The sequence below is a fragment of the Streptomyces sp. NPDC000229 genome (genome assembly GCF_040300825.1).
Taxonomy (GTDB): domain Bacteria; phylum Actinomycetota; class Actinomycetes; order Streptomycetales; family Streptomycetaceae; genus Streptomyces.
Map to the genome: position 1 here is coordinate 24000 of NZ_JBEPEL010000035.1, position 18457 is coordinate 42456.

General features: G+C 72.5%; 17 protein-coding genes and 1 pseudogene. 2 read left to right on the plus strand and 16 right to left on the minus strand.

What is annotated here, in order from left to right; translation table 11 throughout:
- Positions 1–33: 33 nt before the first annotated feature.
- The 6 genes and pseudogenes from ABT360_RS18775 to ABT360_RS18800 form a co-directional block, all read right to left on the minus strand.
- A pseudogene (locus ABT360_RS18775) lies at positions 34–522 on the minus strand (MmyB family transcriptional regulator); the annotation flags it as partial.
- Positions 523–745: 223 nt separating this feature from the next.
- Positions 746–1099, minus strand: a complete 354-nt coding sequence (locus tag ABT360_RS18780; RefSeq protein WP_351817212.1) for an MmcQ/YjbR family DNA-binding protein — start codon at positions 1097–1099, stop codon at positions 746–748.
- Positions 1096–2367, minus strand: coding sequence for a hemolysin family protein (locus tag ABT360_RS18785; protein ID WP_351817215.1), 1272 nt, complete (start codon positions 2365–2367; stop codon positions 1096–1098). Before ABT360_RS18785 ends, ABT360_RS18780 begins: the two co-directional genes overlap by 4 nt.
- A complete protein-coding gene (gene ybeY, locus ABT360_RS18790) occupies positions 2364–2861 on the minus strand; it encodes an rRNA maturation RNase YbeY (RefSeq protein WP_351817218.1) in 498 nt (165 codons plus the stop codon). Before ybeY ends, ABT360_RS18785 begins: the two co-directional genes overlap by 4 nt.
- Positions 2862–2875: 14 nt before the next feature.
- Positions 2876–3889 (minus strand): PhoH family protein, encoded by a 1014-nt coding sequence (locus tag ABT360_RS18795; RefSeq protein WP_351817221.1) that lies wholly within the window; start codon positions 3887–3889, stop codon positions 2876–2878.
- A gap of 132 nt (positions 3890–4021) precedes the next feature.
- Positions 4022–5140: a carbohydrate kinase family protein gene (locus tag ABT360_RS18800; RefSeq protein WP_351817224.1), complete on the minus strand. Its 1119-nt coding sequence runs from the start codon at positions 5138–5140 to the stop codon at positions 4022–4024.
- Positions 5141–5392: 252 nt separating this feature from the next.
- Between ABT360_RS18800 and ABT360_RS18805 the strand changes: the two genes are divergently transcribed.
- Positions 5393–6721, plus strand: coding sequence for an MFS transporter (locus ABT360_RS18805; RefSeq protein ID WP_351817227.1), 1329 nt, complete (start codon positions 5393–5395; stop codon positions 6719–6721).
- Here ABT360_RS18805 and ABT360_RS18810 read toward each other — a convergent pair.
- On the minus strand, positions 6633–8825 hold the full coding sequence (locus tag ABT360_RS18810) for an MMPL family transporter (protein ID WP_351817230.1): 2193 nt from the start codon (positions 8823–8825) through the stop codon (positions 6633–6635). The two genes, ABT360_RS18805 and ABT360_RS18810, sit on opposite strands and share 89 nt — an antisense overlap.
- Before the next feature lie 67 nt (positions 8826–8892).
- Here ABT360_RS18810 and ABT360_RS18815 point away from each other — a divergent pair, with 67 nt between their 5' ends.
- Complete coding sequence (locus tag ABT360_RS18815) at positions 8893–9390, plus strand: MarR family winged helix-turn-helix transcriptional regulator (RefSeq protein ID WP_351817233.1); 498 nt, start codon at positions 8893–8895, stop codon at positions 9388–9390.
- A gap of 42 nt (positions 9391–9432) precedes the next feature.
- Here ABT360_RS18815 and ABT360_RS18820 read toward each other — a convergent pair whose 3' ends face one another.
- The 9 genes from ABT360_RS18820 to hrcA all read right to left on the minus strand — a co-directional run bounded on the left by ABT360_RS18820 (position 9433) and on the right by hrcA (position 18423).
- Positions 9433–10437 carry an adenosine deaminase gene (locus ABT360_RS18820; RefSeq protein WP_351817236.1) on the minus strand — a complete coding sequence of 335 codons (1005 nt, stop codon included), beginning with the start codon at positions 10435–10437 and terminating at the stop codon, positions 9433–9435.
- Positions 10438–10465: 28 nt separating this feature from the next.
- Entirely contained in the window at positions 10466–11371 is a 906-nt protein-coding gene (locus ABT360_RS18825; RefSeq protein WP_351817239.1) for a ribonuclease Z, read from the minus strand.
- Positions 11372–11380: 9 nt separating this feature from the next.
- Complete coding sequence (locus ABT360_RS18830; protein WP_351817242.1) at positions 11381–11743, minus strand: histidine triad nucleotide-binding protein; 363 nt, start codon at positions 11741–11743, stop codon at positions 11381–11383.
- Between the two features lie 40 nt (positions 11744–11783).
- Complete coding sequence (locus ABT360_RS18835; protein WP_351817245.1) at positions 11784–12896, minus strand: tetratricopeptide repeat protein; 1113 nt, start codon at positions 12894–12896, stop codon at positions 11784–11786.
- A complete protein-coding gene (locus tag ABT360_RS18840) occupies positions 12893–14176 on the minus strand; it encodes an ATP-binding protein (protein ID WP_351817248.1) in 1284 nt (427 codons plus the stop codon). Before ABT360_RS18840 ends, ABT360_RS18835 begins: the two co-directional genes overlap by 4 nt.
- A 75-nt stretch (positions 14177–14251) precedes the next feature.
- Positions 14252–14992, minus strand: coding sequence for a 16S rRNA (uracil(1498)-N(3))-methyltransferase (locus ABT360_RS18845; RefSeq protein WP_351817251.1), 741 nt, complete (start codon positions 14990–14992; stop codon positions 14252–14254).
- A complete protein-coding gene (locus ABT360_RS18850) occupies positions 14989–16065 on the minus strand; it encodes a nitronate monooxygenase (protein ID WP_351817254.1) in 1077 nt (358 codons plus the stop codon). The genes ABT360_RS18845 and ABT360_RS18850 overlap by 4 nt, the downstream gene beginning before the upstream one ends.
- Positions 16066–16269: 204 nt before the next feature.
- Positions 16270–17406 (minus strand): molecular chaperone DnaJ, encoded by a 1137-nt coding sequence (gene dnaJ, locus ABT360_RS18855; protein WP_351817257.1) that lies wholly within the window; start codon positions 17404–17406, stop codon positions 16270–16272.
- The gene (gene hrcA, locus ABT360_RS18860) at positions 17407–18423 is read right to left on the minus strand and encodes a heat-inducible transcriptional repressor HrcA (RefSeq protein WP_351817260.1); all 1017 of its coding nucleotides are present in this window, start codon (positions 18421–18423) and stop codon (positions 17407–17409) included. It lies immediately after the preceding gene.
- Positions 18424–18457: the final 34 nt, after the last annotated feature.

An 18457-nucleotide genomic window follows, 5' to 3' on the forward strand; every position in this document is an offset into this window, starting at 1 on the left:
TGATCGGCCGCGCTGAGAATACACACCGTAAGATCACAATATGGGTACAGGAACGTCCTCACCCTGCCACGGGACCATCGCCCCGCGCCGTCCCTCCGGGCTCGCCGGCCACTCCAGCTTCGCCGCCGTGTCCGCTTCCGGGAGCGGGGTGTGCAGCACGATCGTCAGGTCGGGGCGGGCGGGGACGCGCAGTTGGGTCGATTCCACGTGCAGCGTGCCGACGACCGGGTGCTCCAGTTCCTTGTGCACCTGGCCCGCCGGGGCGATGTCACGGCGCTCCCACAGCTCGGCGAACTCCGCGCCGGCGGCCTTCGCCTCCTCCACCACCGCGCGAAAGCCTCGTCGTCCGGGCACTCCGAGCACGGTCGACGTCGAGTCGTTGTACATGACCGTGTTGCAGTACCGGTCCATGATGTGCGCGGGGTACGGCATCCGGGCGTCGATCAGCCGCCGCAGTCCGTCGCACATGTTCCGCTGCTCCGGATCCACCTCGGGCGGCGGCGGGTTGAGCCCGGCCAGTACGGCAGGAGCGCGCGCAGCTCGGCGAGCCGGTGGGCCTTGGAGCTGGCGCTTTCGGTCGCTGTCACCGAGTCGTCCTCCCCCTGCCTGCTGGTGCGGCCAGCAGCATAAGTGCCCGCTCCCCACGGGGCTTCGGGCGGCCGGAGGGCCGGAGCGTGACCATCCACACCTTCGCACGGAACCGTTCCGCGGCTCCCCCTGGAGCCCCTGGGGTAGGGGCCAGGCGTCAGGGGCGGTCCAGGCGCAGGCGGGTCGCCTTCGGCAGGCCGGCGACGACGAGGTCGTAGGAGTCCTCGATCAGTTCCCGGACCAGGCGGTCCGGGAGGCCGGGGACCGTGACCGTGTTCCAGTGGCGTTTGTTCATGTGCCAGCCGGGTGCGATCGCCGGGTGCTCGGCGCGCAGCCGGAGCGCGATCTCGGGGTCGCACTTGAGGTTGACGGTGAACGGCCGGGCGTCCAGGGCGGAGAGGGCGAACATCTTGCCCGCGACCTTGAAGACCGACGTCTCCGGGCCGAACGGGAAGTCCTCCACCGCGTCGTTGAAGGAGAGGCAGAACGTCCGCAGCTGGTCCGGGGTCATGCCACGGGCTCCGCGACCACGGTGACGATCTTGTTGCGGCGGCCCGCCGGGGACTCGGCCGTCAGGCGCAGGGACCGGCCGTCCGGCAGGTCGACCACCGCCGAGGCGCCGGCGATCGGCACCCGGCCGAGGGCCTTGGCGAGCAGGCCGCCGACCGTCTCGACGTCCTCGTCGTCGTACTCGTCGAGGCCGAACAGCTCGCCCAGGTCGCCGATGTCGAGCCGCGCGGTCACCCGGAAGCGGCCCTCGCCCAGCTCTTCCACGGGCGGAAGCTCCCGGTCGTACTCGTCGGTGATCTCGCCGACGATCTCCTCCAGGATGTCCTCGATCGTGACGATCCCGGCCGTGCCGCCGTACTCGTCGATGACGACGGCGCAGTGGTTGCGCTCCTGCTGCATCTCCCGCAGCAGGTCGCCCGCGTTCTTGGTGTCGGGTACGAAGGTCGCGGCCCGCATCGCCGTGGAGACCAGGTCGGACTCGGAGTCCCGGTTGATGTGGGTCTTCCGGACGAGGTCCTTCAGGTAGACGATGCCGACGACGTCGTCCTCGTTGTCCCCGGTCACCGGTATGCGGGAGAAGCCGGAGCGAAGCGCCAGGGTCAGGGCCTGGCGGATGGTCTTGTACCGCTCGATGGAGACGAGGTCGGTGCGCGGGACCATCACCTCGCGGACGAGTGTGTCGCCGAGCTCGAAGACGGAGTGGACCATGCGCCGCTCGTCGTCCTCGATCAGGGACTCCTGCTCGGCGAGGTCGACCATGGCGCGCAGCTCGGCCTCGGAGGCGAAGGGGCCCTTGCGGAAGCCCTTGCCGGGGGTGAGCGCGTTGCCGATGAGGATCAGCAGCTGCGGCACCGGGCCCATGACGCGGGCCAGCGGCAGCAGGACGTGGGCGGCGGCGGTCGCGGTGTTCAGCGGGTGCTGGCGGCCGATGGTGCGGGGCGACACGCCGACGGCGACGTACGACACGAGCACCATCACGCCGATCGCGACCAGCAGGGCCGACCAGGTCTCGTCGAACTCGTTCAGGCAGACGTAGGTGACCATCACCCCGGCCGCCATCTCGCACGCCACCCGGATGAGCAGCGCCAGGTTCAGGTACCGCGTGGGGTCGGAGGCGACCTGGACCAGCTTGGCGGCACCGCGCCGCCCCACCCGTACCGCCTCGGCGGCGCGGAAGCTGGAGACGCGCGCGAGGCCCGCCTCCGCGCACGCCGCGAGCCACGCGACCACGACCAGCGCGACCGCGCCGAGGATCAGCTGGGCGGTCATGAGACGGTCGGCGCCGGGGAGGGGCCCGTCAGACCCTTCTCCGCCCGCCAGCCGTCGATGATCGCCGCCTGAAGCCCGAACATCTCGGCCTTCTCGTCCGGCTCCTCATGGTCGTACCCGAGCAGGTGCAGCACCCCGTGGACGGTGAGGAGCTGGAGCTCCTCGTCCATGGAGTGCTGCGTCGGGGCGTCCTGGCCCTGCTTGGCGGCGACCTCCGGGCAGAGCACGATGTCGCCGAGGAGGCCCTGCGGGGGCTCCTCGTCGTCCTTGGACGGCGGACGGAGCTCGTCCATCGGGAAGGACATGACGTCCGTGGGGCCCGGCAGGTCCATCCACTGGATGTGCAGCTGCTCCATCGCGTCCGCGTCCACCACGATCACCGACAGCTCGGAGAGGGGGTGGATGCGCATCCGCGCGAGCGCGTACCGGGCGACGTCGAGGATCGCCTGCTCGTCGACCTCGGTACCGGACTCGTTGTTGACGTCGATCGACATGGTGCTCGTGCGCTCTACTTCCCGTTTTGGTTGTCGTACTTCTCGTACGCGTCGACGATACGGCCCACGAGCTTGTGCCGTACAACGTCGTTCGACGTGAGCATCGAGAAGTGGACGTCCTCGACCCCCTCCAGGATGTCCCGGACCTGGCGCAGACCGCTCTTGGTGCCGCCCGGCAGGTCGACCTGGGTGATGTCACCGGTGATGACGATCTTCGAGTCGAAGCCGAGCCGGGTGAGGAACATCTTCATCTGCTCGGGGTTCGTGTTCTGCGCCTCGTCGAGGATGATGAACGCGTCGTTGAGCGTCCGGCCGCGCATGTACGCCAGCGGGGCGACCTCGATCGTGCCCGCCGCCATCAGGCGCGGGATCGAGTCGGGGTCGAGCATGTCGTGCAGCGCGTCGTACAGCGGGCGCAGGTACGGGTCGATCTTCTCGTAGAGCGTGCCGGGCAGGAAGCCGAGCCGCTCGCCCGCCTCGACGGCCGGGCGGGTCAGGATGATCCGGGTGACCTGCTTGGACTGCAGGGCCTGGACCGCCTTGGCCATGGCCAGATACGTCTTGCCGGTGCCGGCGGGGCCGATGCCGAACACGACCGTGTGCTTGTCGATCGCGTCGACGTACCGCTTCTGGTTGAGCGTCTTGGGACGGATGGTGCGGCCGCGGCTGGAGAGGATGTTCTGGGTGAGCACCTCGGCGGGGCTCTCCTGGCCGGGCTCGGCCGTGCCGTTCTCGCTCGCCCGGAGCATGGCGATCGAGCGTTCCACTGCGTCCTCCGTCATCGGCTGCCCGGTGCGGAGCACCAGCATCATCTCGTCGAACAGGCGCTGGATCAGAGCGACTTCCCCCGCCGGTCCGACCGCACTGACCTCGTTGCCCCGGACATGGATGTCGGCGGCCGGGAACGCCTCTTCGATCACGCGCAGCAGGGCGTCGCCCGAGCCGAGCACGGTCACCATGGGGTGCTTGGCAGGGACGGTGAAGTGGGCTCGTGCCTGCTGGGTCTGGGCTGTGGGTGTCTGCGTCATGGGCCGGCTCTCAGGCCTGCACATACCTCCCGCTGCAGGGTTCTCGCTGCTCGACAACCTCTGGACATCCAGCCTACGTCGTGGCGCTGACAACCCCGAAGACTTTTCTCCCCACCGGTCACGCTCCGGCTCCTACGCCGACCGGCGGAAGCCGATCGTGGGCACGGCCCGCCGCAGCGGCCAGGGCCTGGTGGGGGCAGGTAGCAGCGACTCCAGGAACGCGTACCGGCGCAGGCCGGCCGGGTCCTGGCCGGAGCAGCCCTGTACGTGGTTCCACCAGGCGGCGACCTCCGCCCACCCCGGCGCGGACAGCGACCCGCCGAACTCCTGCACCGACAGGGCGGCGGTCAGCCCGGCGAAGGCGAGCCGGTCGGCGAGCAGCCATCCGGCGAGGGTGCCGGTGACGAACCCGGCGACGAAGACGTCGCCCGCGCCGGTCGGGTCGAGGGCGGCGACCTCGATGGCCGGGACCTCGGCGGTCTCGCCGGTCACGCCGTCCACGGCGTACGCGCCTTCGGAGCCGAGGGTGACGACGGCGAGCGGCACCTTGTCGGCGAGCGCGCGGGCGGCGGCGCGCGGGCAGGAGGTGCGGGTGTAGCGCATCGCCTCCTCGGCGTTGGGCAGGAACGCCTCGCAGTGGTCCAGGTCGGGCAGGGCGGCCAGGTCCCAGCGGCCGGTGTCGTCCCAGCCGGTGTCGGCGAAGATGCGGGTGGAGCGGCGGGCCGCGTCGCCGACCCACTCCTCGGGGCGGCCGGGTGCGAGGGACGCGACGGCGGCACGCGCGCGTGGCGGCGACGCGGGCAGGGCGCCGTCCAGGGGCGGGGCCTCGTGGCCGTGGGACACCATGGTGCGTTCGCCCTCGTACGCCATGGAGACGGTCACGGGCGAGTGCCAGCCGGGAACGGTGCGCGACCGGGACAGGTCGATGCCCTCGCCCTGCTCCAGGGCGTCCCAGCAGTACTCGCCGTAGTGGTCGTCGCCGAAGGCCGCCGCCAGGGAGGTGCGCAGTCCGAGCCTGGCGAGGGCGGTGGCCATGTTGGCGACGCCGCCGGGGCTGGAACCCATGCCGCGCGCCCAGGTCTCGGTGCCGCGCACGGGGGCGCTGTCCAGTCCGGTGAAGATGATGTCGAGGAACACCGTCCCGGTGAGGAAGACGTCGCACTCGGGATCGGCGGGTGTGCGCAGCGCGTCCAACGGGTCGATTCCGGCCGTGTGTTGCCGCTGCTGCTGCTCTCCTCTGGATGTGGTCACGGCGGGCTCCCCGGTCGCGGTACGGATCAGGACAGTGTGCCCGATTTTCGCCGTTCACAACGGGTGTCGGGCCGGGGAGAACGCCATCGCTTACCCGTCTGCGATTCATGCAAACACCTTGTGATCCAGATCACACCTTCTCGCCTTCTCGTTCGACCGGCCCGCTTGATACAAATTGGCCCGCGTTCCCGTGCGTTCCCGTACGACACCGGGCGCTCCACCCCTTCCCCCTCTCCCTGTTCGGGAACGCCCATGCCCTCGCGCCCGCGCGCCCTGTGGCCGCTCGTCGCCGTGTTCACGGCCGGTTACCTGGCCGCGTACCTCCTGCCGACCGTCGTCGGCCGTCTCTCCGCCGGTCTCGGCCTGACCCCGGCCCAGGCAGGTCTGGTCGGCTCCGGTCTCCTTCTCGGCTCCGCCGCCGCGGGCTTCACGCTCGCGTCGCGCGTGGAGCGGTACGGCCCGCGCCGACTGGCCCGCGCGGGCCTGCTGGTGGCCCTCACGGGCTACGGCTGCGCCGCGCTCACCACCGCCGTACCGCTGGTCGTGGCGGGCGCGGTGGCCGGCGGCTTCGGCTCCGGTACGGCGACGGCGGTCGCCGCCGCCGGAATCGCGGGGCAGCGCGATCCGCACCGCGCCTCGACGATGGGCCTGCTGTCGGTGTCGGCCACGGCCGGCGCCCTGTACCTGACGCTTCCGCACCTGGGCGGCGGGCACGCGCTGCCGTTCGCGTCGCTCGCGCTGGTCGCCGCGGCCGTGTGGCCGGCGACGGGGCGGCTGGAGACCGGCCACGACACCGGCGAGGTCCGGGAGGCGGGCGCGCCACTGCCGCGGCCGCGCGCGGGCCTGGTGCTGGCGGGCGCGATGGTGTGCTGGTCGATGGCGCAGAACGCCCTGTGGGGCGTCAGCGGGCGCATCGGGCTCACCCAGGCGGGCCTGAGCGAGGTGACCGTCGGCGCGGTGTTCGCGGCGGCGCTCGGCGCCGGGCTGCTGGGCGTCACGGCGGCGGGGGCGCTGGGCGCCCGGCTCGGGCGGGCGGTGCCGATCGGCCTCGGCACAGTCGTGATCGCGGGCTGCATCGTCCTGAGTTCCGCCGCCGAGGGCCTGGTGACCTTCGCGGCCGGCGAGATCCTGTGGAACGCCTGCTATCCGGTAGTCCTGTCGTACCTGATCGGCCTGGCCGCGTCCCTGGACCCGCGCGGTCGGTGGGCGGTTCTCGCCGGCTCGGCGTCCTCGCTGGGCGTGGCCTGCGGTCCGGTCGTCGGCAGCGTCCTGTCCGAGCGGGCGGGCTACCCGGGCATGGGCCTGGTGCTGGGTGCCCTCCTGCTGCTGCTCGCCGTCCCGCTGACCGCCGTGGCCCTGCACACCTCGGGCCGGCCGCTCGTCCCGGGCGCGGTACGCCGCCGCGGCGGCGCCCCCGCGGCGGTCGTCGCGGGCACCACGGGTGCGGCGACCGGCCTGACCGCCCCGCAGATCGGCGCGCCGGAGCAGCCGGTCAGGGAGTTCCCCGTCCGTTCCGTCGTCCCGCTGCTGGTCCGCCGCCGTGCCTACCGCCAGGCGGGACCGGCGGGTCCGCAGGGCTGACGGGCGCTCCGGCAGGGCGGCCGGGGCCCGTTCGGGCCAGTGCGCTGGGCCACCAGGCCCGCGGGCCGATGTCGATCACGAGGGCCGGTACCAGCAGGGAACGGACGACGAGGGTGTCCAGCAGGACGCCGAAGGCGACGATGAAGGCGATCTGGACCAGGAAGGCCAGAGGGATCACCATCAGGGCCGCGAAGGTCGCGGCGAGGACGACACCGGCGGAGGTGATGACCCCTCCGGTGGTGGTGAGGCCCCGCAGGACGCCCTGCCGGGTGCCGTGGGTGAGGGTCTCCTCGCGTACGCGGGACATCAGGAAGATGTTGTAGTCGACACCGAGGGCGACCAGGAACACAAAGCCGTAGAGCGGGACGGAGGCGTCCGTTCCGCTGAAGCCGAGCAGGTGCTCGAAGACGAGCGCGGACACCCCCAGGGTGGCGAGGAAGTTGAGGGCCACGGTCGCCACCAGCAGGACGGGCACGAGCAGGGAGCGCAGCAGCAGCACCAGAATCAGCAGGATGACGGCCAGGACGACCGGGACGATGACGGCGCGGTCGCGGGCGGAGGTCTGCTGGGTGTCGTATTGCTGGGCCGTGTAGCCGCCGACCAGCGCGTCGGCGCCCGGCACCGCGTGCACCCGCTCCCGCAGCCGCTGGATCGTGTCCTTCGCCGCGTCGCTGTCGGCGGCCGCGCCGAGTGTGGCGTCGAGGCGCACCCGGCCGTCCACGACGAGCGGAGGCCCCGCGCCCGGCCGGCCGCTCGCGGTGGCGGGGACGACGGTGGCGACGCCGTCGGTGCCTTCGGCGGCCGCCCGCACTTCGGCGGCCCGGTCGGCGTCGGCGACGATGACGGCCGGGTTGCCCGATCCGCCGGGGAAGTGCCGGGCAAGGGTCTGCTGGGCGGTGACCGAGGGCGCGTCGTTGACGAAGATCTCGTCCATCGGCACCCCCTTGGACGACAGGGCCGGCGAGAACCCGGCGAGGACCAGGAGCAGGAGGGCGGTGGACACCCACACCCGGCGCGGCAACCGGTCGACCACCGCCGCGACGCGGCGCCACACTCCGTGACCCTCGACGGTGGCGTCGGAGGGCTGGGGCGTGGCGGGCCAGTAGGCGGCCCGGCCCAGCAGGACCAGAACGGCCGGGAGGAAGGTCAGGGTGGCGAGGACCGCGCAGACGATGCCGATCGCGCCGACCGGCCCGAGAGCCCGGTTGTTCGTCAGATCGCTTGCCAGCAGGGCCAGCAGGCCGAGCGCCACGGTCGCCGCGCTGGCGGTGACGGCTCCGGCCGACCGGCGGACGGCGGCCCGCGCGGCCCTCGTACGGTCCCCTCGTGCGGCGAGCTCCTCCCGGAAACGGGCCGCGAGCAGCAGCGCGTAGTCGGTCGCGGCCCCGATGACCAGGATCGACAGGATCCCCTGGACCTGGCCGTCCACCCGGACCGCGCCGCGGTCGGCCAGCGCGTACACCACCGCGCACGCCAGGCCCAGCGCGAACACCGCACTGACGATGATCACCAGAGGCAGCAGCACACTTCGGTAGACCAGCAGCAGGATCAGCAGGACCACGCCGAGTGCCACGCCCAGCAGCAGTCCGTCGATGCCGGCGAACGCGTCGGACAGGTCCGCCTGGGCGGCCGCGGGACCGGCGATCGAGACCGAGGCGGCGCCCGGCACCCGCTGCGCGGCCTGCCGCACCTCGTCCAGAACCGCCGGGAGCCCCTCGCCCAGGTCGGGGGCGAGCGGAACGACCGCCTGCATCGCCTCGCCGTCGCGGGAGACGACGGCCGGCGAGGGCGCGGCACTGATCCCGGGCTCGCCGGCGAGCCCGGCGACCGCCCGGGTGGCGGCCTCCCGTTGCTCGGTCGTTACCCGGGCGCCGTCGGCCGTCCACACGACGATCGCGGGGACGGACGGCGCCGTTTCGAACGCCTTGCGGGCTTCGAGGACCTTCGTCGACTCGGCGCTCCGTGGCAGGAACGCCGCCTGGTCGTTGGTGGCGACCTCGCCGAGCTTCCCCGCGTACGGCCCGAGCGCCCCGCCGATCGCCAGCCACACCAACAGCAGCGCGATCGGCACGATCCATCGGCCCCGGCGAGGTGTGTGTCCCACAGATGATCCTTCCCTATTAGCTCATTGATCAAGAATCTCAATGATCGAGAGATCATAGGCTGTGGTCATGCGAGACACCGACAGCCCACCGCCTTCGCCTCCTCCGGCCGACGACCCGACCGGGTTGTACTCCTTCGCCGTGCTGCTCCGTCGGATGAACGCCGAGTTCCAGCGCATCGCACAGGAGTTCGCACAGTCCCAGGGACTTCACCCCACCGATGTCCAGGCGCTCATCGCGGTGCTGGACGCGGACGGCGAGGAAGAGGGGGAACCCATGACGCCCGGCCGGTTGCGCAAGCGGATGAACCTCACCTCGGGGGCCATGACCGCCTGCCTGGACCGGCTGGAGAAGACCGGACACATCCGCCGGGTCAGGGCGGCCGACGACCGCCGCGTGGTCCACCTGCACTACGCCGAGGCGGCCAGGGGCGTCGCGCGGGACTACTTCCGCCCGCTGGCCACCGGCACGGACGCGGTCCGTGCCCGGTTCACCGACGACGAACTCCGCGTGGTGGTGCGCTTCCTCACCGAGATGAACCACCAGCTCGCCCTCGTACGCCGATGAGGCCGGCGTGGCCGCCGGCCTCCGGCCGAAACCGCTGACGTCCTAGTCGAACTCGTACGCCTCGACCTCGGCGAGGTACCGGGCCCGGCGGTCCTCGTCGTGGTCCAGGAACGACGCCACGAACGAGTTGCGGGCCAGCTCGCGCAGCTGCTCCTCGCCGATGCCCAGCGCCTCGTGGACCGCGTGGAAGGTGTCGCCGACGTACCCGCCGAAGTACGCCGGGTCGTCGGAGTTCACCGTCACCAGGAGCCCCGCCGCCATCATCGACGGCAGCGGGTGGTCCTCCAGGACGTCGACGGCGCGCAGCCGGACGTTCGACAGCGGGCACAGCGTCAGCGGCACCCGCTCCCGTACCAGCCGCTCCACCAGGTCGGCGTCCTCCATGGCCCGCAGCCCGTGGTCGATCCGCTCGACGCCGAGGACGTCCAGGGCTTCGCGGATGTACGCGGGCGGGCCCTCCTCACCCGCGTGCGCCACCTTCCGCAGGCCGAGCGCGTCGGCCGCCGCGTACACCTCGGCGAACTTCGCCGGCGGGTGGCCCACCTCCGCCGAGTCCAGGCCGACGCCCACGATGTGGTGCAGGTACGGCTTCGCGGCCTGGAGCGTCTCCATCGCCGACTCCGCCGACCGGTCGCGCAGGAAGCACATGATCAGCTGCGTCGAGATGCCGTGCCGTTCCTCGCTGCGCTCCAGCGCCCGCGCCAGCCCCTCGATCACCGTGCCGATGGGCACGCCCCGCTCGGTGTGCGCCTGCGGGTCGAAGAAGATCTCGGCGTGCCGTACGCCCTGCCCCGCGGCCCGCGCCAGGTACGCGTCGGCGAGCTCCGTGAAGTCGTCGGCGGTGTGCAGCACGGCCATCAGCCCGTAGTACAGGTCCAGGAAGGACTGGAGGTCGCTGAAGAGGTACGCCTTGCGCAGCTCCTCGGTGTCGGCGTACGGCAGCTCGACCCCGTTGCGCGCGGCGAGAGCGAACGCGAGTTCGGGTTCGAGGGTGCCCTCGATGTGGAGGTGCAGTTCCGCTTTGGGGAGTGCTTCGGGCAGGTGCATGGTGCGTGGCCTTACTGGCGTGGGAGCCCTACTGGCGTTTGGGGAGCGGGACGCGGATGAGGTCCTGGGCGACGGTCAGCTCGCCGTCGAAACCGGCCGCCCGCGCCTGCTGTTCGAAGAGGTCGGGGTCGCTGTAGCGCTGTGAGAAGTGGGTGAGCACGAGGTGGCGTACGCCCGCCTCGGCGGCCACCACCGCCGCCTGTCCGGCCGTCAGGTGGCCGTGGTCCTCGGCGAGGAGGACGTCCTCGTCGAGGAACGTCGACTCGATGACCAGCATGTCGCAGCCCTCGGCGAGCGCGTGGACACCGTCGCACAGCCGGGTGTCCATGACGAAGGCGAAGCTCTGCCCGCGCCGTACCTCACTGACGTCCTCCAGCCGGACCCCGCCCAGTGCGCCCTCGCGCTGGATACGGCCCACGTCGGGGCCCTTGATGCCGTGCGCGGCGAGCCTCTCGGGCAGCATCCGGCGCCCGTCGGGCTCGGTGAGCCGGTAGCCGAACGACTCGACGGGGTGCGAGAGGCGACGGGCCAGGAGGGTGTACGCGGGCGTCGTGGCGAGCACGCCGTCGTCGGCGGCCGGCACCTCGACCAGCTTCACCGTCTCGCGGTACGCGGTCGCGTACCGCAGCCGGTCGAAGAAGCGCTGCCCGCTCGCCGGGTAGTGCGCGGTGACCGGGTGGGGGACCTGGTCGAGGTTGATGCGCTGGATCACCCCGGCGAGGCCCAGGGAGTGGTCGCCGTGGAAGTGCGTGACGCAGATGCGGTCGATGTCGTGCGCGGCGACCCCGGCGCGCAGCATCTGGCGCTGGGTGCCCTCGCCCGGGTCGAAGAGGACGCCCTCGCCGTCCCAGCGCAGCAGGTAGCCGTTGTGGTTGCGGTGCCGGGTGGGCACCTGGCTGGCGGTGCCCAGCACCACGAGTTCACGGACGGACATCGCCGCGTCCTACCCGGGAGGCCAGTTGAGGCCGCGGCCGCCGAGCACATGGGCGTGCGCGTGCCACACGGTCTGCCCGGCGCCGGTGCCGGTGTTGAAGACGATGCGGTAGCCGGTGCCGTCGACCTTCTCGTCCGCGGCCACCTGGCCCGCCTCGCGCAGCACGTCGGCGGCGAGTTCGGGCGCGGCGGCGGCGAGCGCGGCGGCGTCGGGGTAGTGCGCCTTGGGGATGACCAGGACGTGGGTGGGCGCCTGGGGGTTGATGTCGCGGAAGGCGACGGTCGTCTCCGACTCACGGACGATCGTGGCCGGGACCTCCCCCGCCACGATCTTGCAGAACAGACAGTCGCTCTGGTGCGGCTCTCCGGCCATGTCCTGGTCCTTTCTCCGCTCTCGTACGTATGAGGGCACTCTATCGGCGGCCGGGCGCCCGTCTGTTGAGCGCGGACCTGCTGACCCAGTACGTGATGACCACGCCCCAGAACAGCGGCGCACCGAACCCGGCGACGACCCCCGCGCCCACCCTGGGCAGCGCCAGGGTGACCAGCGAGTGCAGGCCCAGCAGTCCCACCGCCCCGGCCATCCACAGCACCGGAGGGCACTTCCGGGAGATCAGCAGCAGGGGGCGCCGCAGGCGTGGCGCCACACGCCTGCGCATCCACAGGAACCACGCCGTCCACAGCGCCAGGACCACGCCGATGCCGATCAGCTCGCTGGTGACCGCGCCGGACCCGCTGCCCCCGGTCCGCAGCGGGGCGGAGCCGATGCCCGCGGCCATGAACCCGGCGAGGGCCACCCAGCGCGCGCCCGCGGCGGTGCCCCAGGCCATGGTCTCCAGGTTGAACCGGGCCTCGCGGTCCTCCAGGTCGAGCGCGGCCGAGTCGACGAACCCCTCCGCGGCCCTGGTCCACGCGCCGCGCCGGAACCAGCGGCGGCGCAGGTGCAGCAGCGAGAGGTTGTTGTGGGCCTCGCTGCTCTCCGGGTTGAGGCGCAGCGCGGTCTCGTAGGCCTTCTCGGCGGTGCGGTAGTCCTTCAGCTGGTAGGCGGTCAGGCCCACCAGGAAGTGGGTGGCGTCCTCCTCGGGGCCCAGCTCGACCGAGCGGACGGCGAGCGCGTACGCCTCGCGGAGCCGCTCCCGGCGCCCGGAGCGGGCGAGGATCGTCCCCAGCACGTGGTAGCCGCTCCAGTGGTGCGGTACGAGGGCGAGGCCGCGCCGGGCGGCGTCCTCCGCGGCCGCCCACTGGGGCCCGCCCGCCGGCCCGTGGGCCAGCAGGTCGGCGCGCAGGAACCACGCCGACGGCAGCTCGGGGTCGGCGCGCAGCGCCTCGTCCGCCAGACGCAGCGCCTCGCCGCGGTCACCGAGGTGGCGGCGGCAGCGGGCGAGCAGGGCGAGGGCCTGCGCGTCGTCCGGGTTCTGCGCGAGGTGCTGCGCGGTGAGGGCGGCGGCCTGCTCGTAGCGATCCAGGTCGTAGAGCGCCTCGGCCCGGTCCAGTGTCAGCGACTGCGGGGTGGGCGGGGTGGTCACAGCTTGCGCTTCCTCTTCAGGTACGCGAGGAGGTCGTCGTACATGCCGCCGTCGTTGGCGAACGTCGCCACATTGCGGGCGGCGGAGAACCAGGGCTCGGTGGACGGCCGTATCTGCTTGGCCGCCCCCATCAGGTCCTTCATGTTGATCATCCGTACGGTGCCGGTGCGGGCCGAGTCGAGCAGCGCGGCCTCGGCGGCGGTCTCGCAGACGTGGGCGAGGTCGGCCCCGGAGAAGTCCTCGGTGGCCTTGACGAGCTTGCCCAGGTCGACCGCCTCGATGGGCCGGTCGCGCAGGTGGTAGCGGAGGATCGCGTCCCGCGCGGCGGCGTCCGGCGGCAGGACCAGCAGCGTGCGGTCGAGGCGGCCGGGGCGGCGCAGCGCGATGTCCACGTCCCAGGGGACGTTGGTGGCGGCCAGGACGAACACGCCGTCATTGCTGTCGGCGGCGATGCCGTCCAGTTCGGTGAGGAGCTGGTTGACGACGTTGCGCAGCCCGCTGTGGTGGCTGCGGCTGCGCTTGGCGCCCAGCGCGTCGAGCTCGTCCAGGAAGACGACGCAAGGGGCCTGGGCGCGGGCGGTCTCGAAGATGTCGTGGACGTTCTTCTCGGAGGCGCCGATGTACATGTCGAGGATGTCGCTGAGCGAGATCGACAGGAAGCTCGCGCCCAGCTCGCCGGCGACCGCGCGGGCGATGAACGTCTTGCCGCAGCCGGGCGGCCCGTACAGCAGGAGGCCGCCGCGGAGGCTCTTGCCGTACAGCTTGCGCAGCTCGGGGTTGCGCATGGGCGCGAGGAAGGCGGCCTCCAGTCGGTCCTTGACCTCCTGCATGCCGCCGACGTCCGCGAGCCGTACGGCGCCGGGTACGTCGACGTCCCAGGCGGCGGCGTCACCCGGGTCGTCACCGTGGCCGTCGACGGTGAGGGGCGCCTCGGTCCCGTCCACGAACCGGGGCGGGACGATGTCACCGACCTCCTGCTCGGCGGCGGCCCAGTCGAAGCCCTCGCGGTCCTGCGGGGCCGGAGGGGTGTGCGGGGCCGGAGGGGTCTGCGGGGCTTGCGGGGCCGGCGCGGGCGGCATGCCCATGGCGCGGCCCATCAGCGCGCGGGCGTCCGGGTCACCGGGTGCGTGCTGGAGGGCGACGGCCGCCTCGGTCACGGCTTCGTCGTTCCGCCCCGCCTGGAGGAGGAGTTCGGCGAGGTGCAGCCGCAAGGGTACGTCGTCGGGCGCGGCGGCGACGGCGGTGCGGAGGCTGCGGATGAGAGGAGACTCGTCGGACATGCCGCCACCTTACGGAGCCGGTACGACAACGAGTCCGCTGACCCCCGCTGTTGAGCGGTGGTCGCCCGGGCCGCCCTACGACCAGCGGCCGGTGCGTCCCAGCAGCAGGGCGGTGGCGGCCGTCCCGGCGGTCGAGGTGCGCAGCACGCTGCGGCCGAGCCGGTAGGGCTTCGCGCCCGCCTCGGCGAAGGCCGCCAACTCGTCGGGCGACACGCCCCCTTCGGGGCCCACGACCAGCACGATGTGGCCCGTGGCGGGCAGTTCGGCGGTCGCCAGCGGCTGGGCGCCCTCCTCGTGGAGGACGGCGGCGAAGTCCGCTTCGGCGAGCAGCCGGGCCACCTGCTTGGTGGTGGCCGCGTCGGCGACGTCCGGGAAACGGAGGCGGCGCGACTGCTTGCCCGCCTCCCGCGCCGTGGCCCGCCACTTGGCGAGCGCCTTCAGGCCCCGGTCGCCCTTCCACTGCGTGATGCAGCGGGACGCCGCCCACGGCACGATCGCGTCGACGCCCGTCTCGGTCATGGTCTCCACGGCCAGCTCGCCGCGGTCACCCTTGGGCAGGGCCTGGACGACGGTGATACGGGGGGTGGGCTCGGGTTCCGTGCGTACCTCGGTCACCGTCACATCGAGGCGGTCCTTGCCCTCGACGGCCGCGACGGTGCCGTACGCGCCGCTGCCGGCGCCGTCCGTCAGGACGATCTCCTCGCCGACGCGCAGGCGGCGTACGGAGACGGCGTGCCGCCCCTCGGGCCCGTCGAGGGTGACGGTCCCGCCGGTGACCTGGTCCACGCGGTCGACCAGGAACACGGGCGCGGTCATGACGCGACGCCCCGCAGCGCGAGGCCGGCCACCGAGGCGTCCAGTTCGGCGCTCAGGACCTCCACCAGGCGCCCGGCGGGCAGCTCGCGCGCCATCCGGTGGCCCTGCCCGGCCCACAGCGCCATGCCCTGCGGGTCACCCGCCTTGGCCGCGGCCTTGCGCAGCCCGCTCGTCAAGTGGTGCACCTCGGGGTAGGCGGCCGGGGCGTACGGGCCGTGCTCGTGCATGAACCGGTTGACCAGGCCCCGCGCGGGGCGCCCCGAGAACGCCCGCGTCAGCTCGGTGCGGACGAACAGCGGGTTGGTCATGGCCTGCTTGTGCAGGACGTGCGCGCCCGACTCGGGGCACACCAGGAACGCCGTGCCGAGCTGTGCGGCCTCGGCGCCCGCCGCGAGGACCGCGGCGATCTGGCTGCCGCGCATCAGACCGCCCGCGGCGATGATCGGCAGCGGCACGGCCTCCTTCACCAGCGCGATCAGCGACAGCAGGCCCGTGCCGGCCCCGCCGGTCTCCGGGTCGTCGCGGTGCGTGCCCTGGTGCCCTCCCGCCTCGATGCCCTGGACGCACACGGCGTCGGCACCCGCCTGCTGCGCCGCCTGGGCCTCCTCGGGCGACGTCACCGTCACGACGGTGACCGTCCCGGCGCGCGCGAACGCGGCGACCGTCTCGCGGGTCGGGCACCCGAACGTGAAGGAGACCATCGGGACCGGGTCGTCCAGCAGGATGGCCAGCTTGGCCTCGTACCCGTCGTCCCGCCCCGCGTCCGGGTCGCCGAGCGGCGTGTCGTACCAGTTGGCCTCACCGGCGAGCTGGTGCCGGTAGACGTCGACGGCGGCGGGGTCGGCGTGTCCGGGCTGGGGCATGAACAGGTTGACGCCGAAGGGCCGCGAGGTCAGCCCGCGTACCTGCTTGATCTCCTGGTACATGCCGTCGGCGGTCTTGTACCCGGCGGCCAGGAACCCCAGGCCACCGGCATCGGACACGGCCGCGGCCAGCTGCGGACAGGAGGCGCCACCCGCCATGGGGGCCTGCACGATCGGGTACCGGCAGAGATCGGTCAGTGCGGAGGACATGCACGCATGGTGTCACGCCCCCGCCGCACGGCCACACGCGGCCGCCCGTGCGCGCACGGGCGGTCTTGGGGTCCTGCGGCGGACCAGCCGGCCTCTCGGGGGGCTCATGCGGCGCGAAGCCACCGGGTCCCGGGGCGCGGGGGCGTCAGCCCCCACGACCACGATCTGCCCCCGTCAGGGGGTACCGGGGCCGCGGACCCTCGGTCACCGCCCGTTGAACGCGTCCTTCAGGCGGGAGAACAGACCCTGCTGCCCCGGCTGGAACTGACCCGTCGGCCGCTCCTCGCCCCGCAGCTTCGCCAGCTCCCGCAGCAGCCGCTCCTGCTCCGGGTCCAGCTTCGACGGCGTCTGGACCTCGACGTGCACGATGAGGTCACCGCGCCCGCCGCCGCGCAGGTGCGTCACACCGCGTCCGTGCAGCGGGATCGACTGGCCCGACTGCGTGCCGGGCCGGACGTCGACCTCCTCCAGCCCGTCCAGCGTCTCCAGCGGGCACTTCGTGCCCAGTGCGGCCGCCGTCATCGGAATGGTCACCGTGCAGTGCAGGTCGTCGCCCCGCCGCTGGAACACCGCGTGCGGCAGCTCGTGGATCTCGACGTACAGGTCACCGGCCGGACCGCCGCCGGGGCCGACCTCGCCCTCGCCGGCCAGCTGGATACGGGTGCCGTTGTCCACACCGGCCGGGATCTTGACCGTGAGCGTACGGCGCGACCGGACCCGGCCGTCGCCCGCGCACTCCGGGCACGGGGTGGGGACCACGGTGCCGAAGCCCTGGCACTGGGGGCAGGGACGGGACGTCATGACCTGGCCCAGGAAGGACCGGGTGACCTGGGAGACCTCGCCACGGCCGCGGCACATGTCGCACGTCTGGGCCGATGTACCGGGCGCGGCGCCCTCGCCGGAGCAGGTGGTGCAGACGACGGCCGTGTCGACCTGGATGTCCTTGGTCGTACCGAAGGCCGCCTCGTTGAGGTCGATCTCCAGGCGGATCATCGCGTCCTGGCCGCGCCGCGTGCGCGACCGGGGGCCGCGCTGGGACGCCGTACCGAAGAAGGCGTCCATGATGTCGGAGAAGTTGCCGAAGCCACCCGCGCCAAAGCCACCCGCGCCCGCGCCGCCGGAGGCGGACAGCGGGTCACCGCCGAGGTCGTAGACCTGCTTCTTCTGCGGGTCCGACAGCACCTCGTAGGCGGCGTTGATCTCCTTGAACCGCTCCTGCGTCTTCGGATCGGGGTTGACGTCCGGGTGCAGCTCGCGGGCGAGCCTCCGGAACGCCTTCTTGATCTCGTCCTGGGACGCGTCGCGGCGTACGCCGAGTACGGCGTAGTAGTCCGTGGCCACTTACGACTCCGCCAGGATCTGTCCGACGTAACGTGCCACTGCGCGTACCGCTCCCATCGTTCCGGGGTAGTCCATGCGGGTCGGTCCGACCACGCCGAGTTTGGCGACTGCCTCGTCGCCCGAACCGTAGCCGACCGCGACGACGGACGTGGAGTTGAGGCCCTCATGGGCGTTCTCGTGCCCGATACGTACGGTCATCGCCGAGTCCTTGGCCTCGCCGAGCAGCTTCAGGAGCACCACCTGCTCCTCCAGCGCCTCCAGCACCGGCCGGATCGTCAGCGGGAAGTCGTGCCCGAAGCGGGTGAGATTGGCGGTGCCGCCGATCATCAGCCGCTCCTCGGTCTCCTCCACCAGTGTCTCCAGCAGCGTGGCCAGCACCGTGGAGACGGTGCCCCGGTCCTCCGCCTCGAAGGACTCCGGGAGGTCCTGCACCAGCTGCGGTACGTCCGTGAAGCGCCGCCCCACGACGCGGCTGTTCAGCCGCGCCCGCAGGTCGGCCACGGACGTCTCGCCGAACGGCGCGGGGCAGTCGACCATGCGCTGCTCCACCCGCCCCGTGTCGGTGATCAGGACGAGCATCAGCCGGGCGGGGGCCAGCGACAGCAGCTCCACATGACGCACGGTGGACCGCGTCAGCGACGGGTACTGCACCACGGCGACCTGCCGGGTCAGCTGCGCGAGCAGCCGCACCGTACGGCCGACGACGTCGTCGAGGTCCACGGCACCGTCCAGGAAGTTCTGGATGGCGCGCCGCTCCGGCGACGACAGCGGCTTGACGCCGGCGAGCTTGTCGACGAAGAGGCGGTAGCCCTTGTCGGTGGGGATGCGGCCCGCGCTGGTGTGGGGCTGGGCGATGAAGCCCTCCTCCTCCAGCACCGCCATGTCGTTGCGCACGGTGGCGGGCGAGACTCCGAGGTTGTGGCGCTCCGTGAGGGCCTTGGAACCGACGGGCTCCTCGGTACCGACATAGTCCTGGACGATGGCGCGCAGTACCTCGAGTCTGCGTTCGCTGAGCATCGCGCGCACCTCCAGCTGGCTGTGGTTCCTTCTG

Excerpts from the sequence above, each read along its gene's own strand:
- ABT360_RS18780 (WP_351817212.1), bottom strand. The coding sequence starts at position 1,099 with ATGACCCCGGACCAGCTGCGGACGTTCTGCCTCTCCTTCAACGACGCG.
- ABT360_RS18785 (WP_351817215.1), bottom strand. The coding sequence starts at position 2,367 with ATGACCGCCCAGCTGATCCTCGGCGCGGTCGCGCTGGTCGTGGTCGCG.
- ybeY (WP_351817218.1), bottom strand. The coding sequence starts at position 2,861 with ATGTCGATCGACGTCAACAACGAGTCCGGTACCGAGGTCGACGAGCAG.
- ABT360_RS18795 (WP_351817221.1), bottom strand. The coding sequence starts at position 3,889 with ATGACGCAGACACCCACAGCCCAGACCCAGCAGGCACGAGCCCACTTC.
- ABT360_RS18805 (WP_351817227.1), top strand. The coding sequence starts at position 5,393 with ATGCCCTCGCGCCCGCGCGCCCTGTGGCCGCTCGTCGCCGTGTTCACG.
- ABT360_RS18815 (WP_351817233.1), top strand. The coding sequence starts at position 8,893 with ATGCGAGACACCGACAGCCCACCGCCTTCGCCTCCTCCGGCCGACGAC.
- ABT360_RS18820 (WP_351817236.1), bottom strand. The coding sequence starts at position 10,437 with ATGCACCTGCCCGAAGCACTCCCCAAAGCGGAACTGCACCTCCACATC.
- ABT360_RS18825 (WP_351817239.1), bottom strand. The coding sequence starts at position 11,371 with ATGTCCGTCCGTGAACTCGTGGTGCTGGGCACCGCCAGCCAGGTGCCC.
- ABT360_RS18830 (WP_351817242.1), bottom strand. The coding sequence starts at position 11,743 with ATGGCCGGAGAGCCGCACCAGAGCGACTGTCTGTTCTGCAAGATCGTG.
- ABT360_RS18840 (WP_351817248.1), bottom strand. The coding sequence starts at position 14,176 with ATGTCCGACGAGTCTCCTCTCATCCGCAGCCTCCGCACCGCCGTCGCC.
- ABT360_RS18845 (WP_351817251.1), bottom strand. The coding sequence starts at position 14,992 with ATGACCGCGCCCGTGTTCCTGGTCGACCGCGTGGACCAGGTCACCGGC.
- ABT360_RS18850 (WP_351817254.1), bottom strand. The coding sequence starts at position 16,065 with ATGTCCTCCGCACTGACCGATCTCTGCCGGTACCCGATCGTGCAGGCC.
- hrcA (WP_351817260.1), bottom strand. The coding sequence starts at position 18,423 with ATGCTCAGCGAACGCAGACTCGAGGTACTGCGCGCCATCGTCCAGGAC.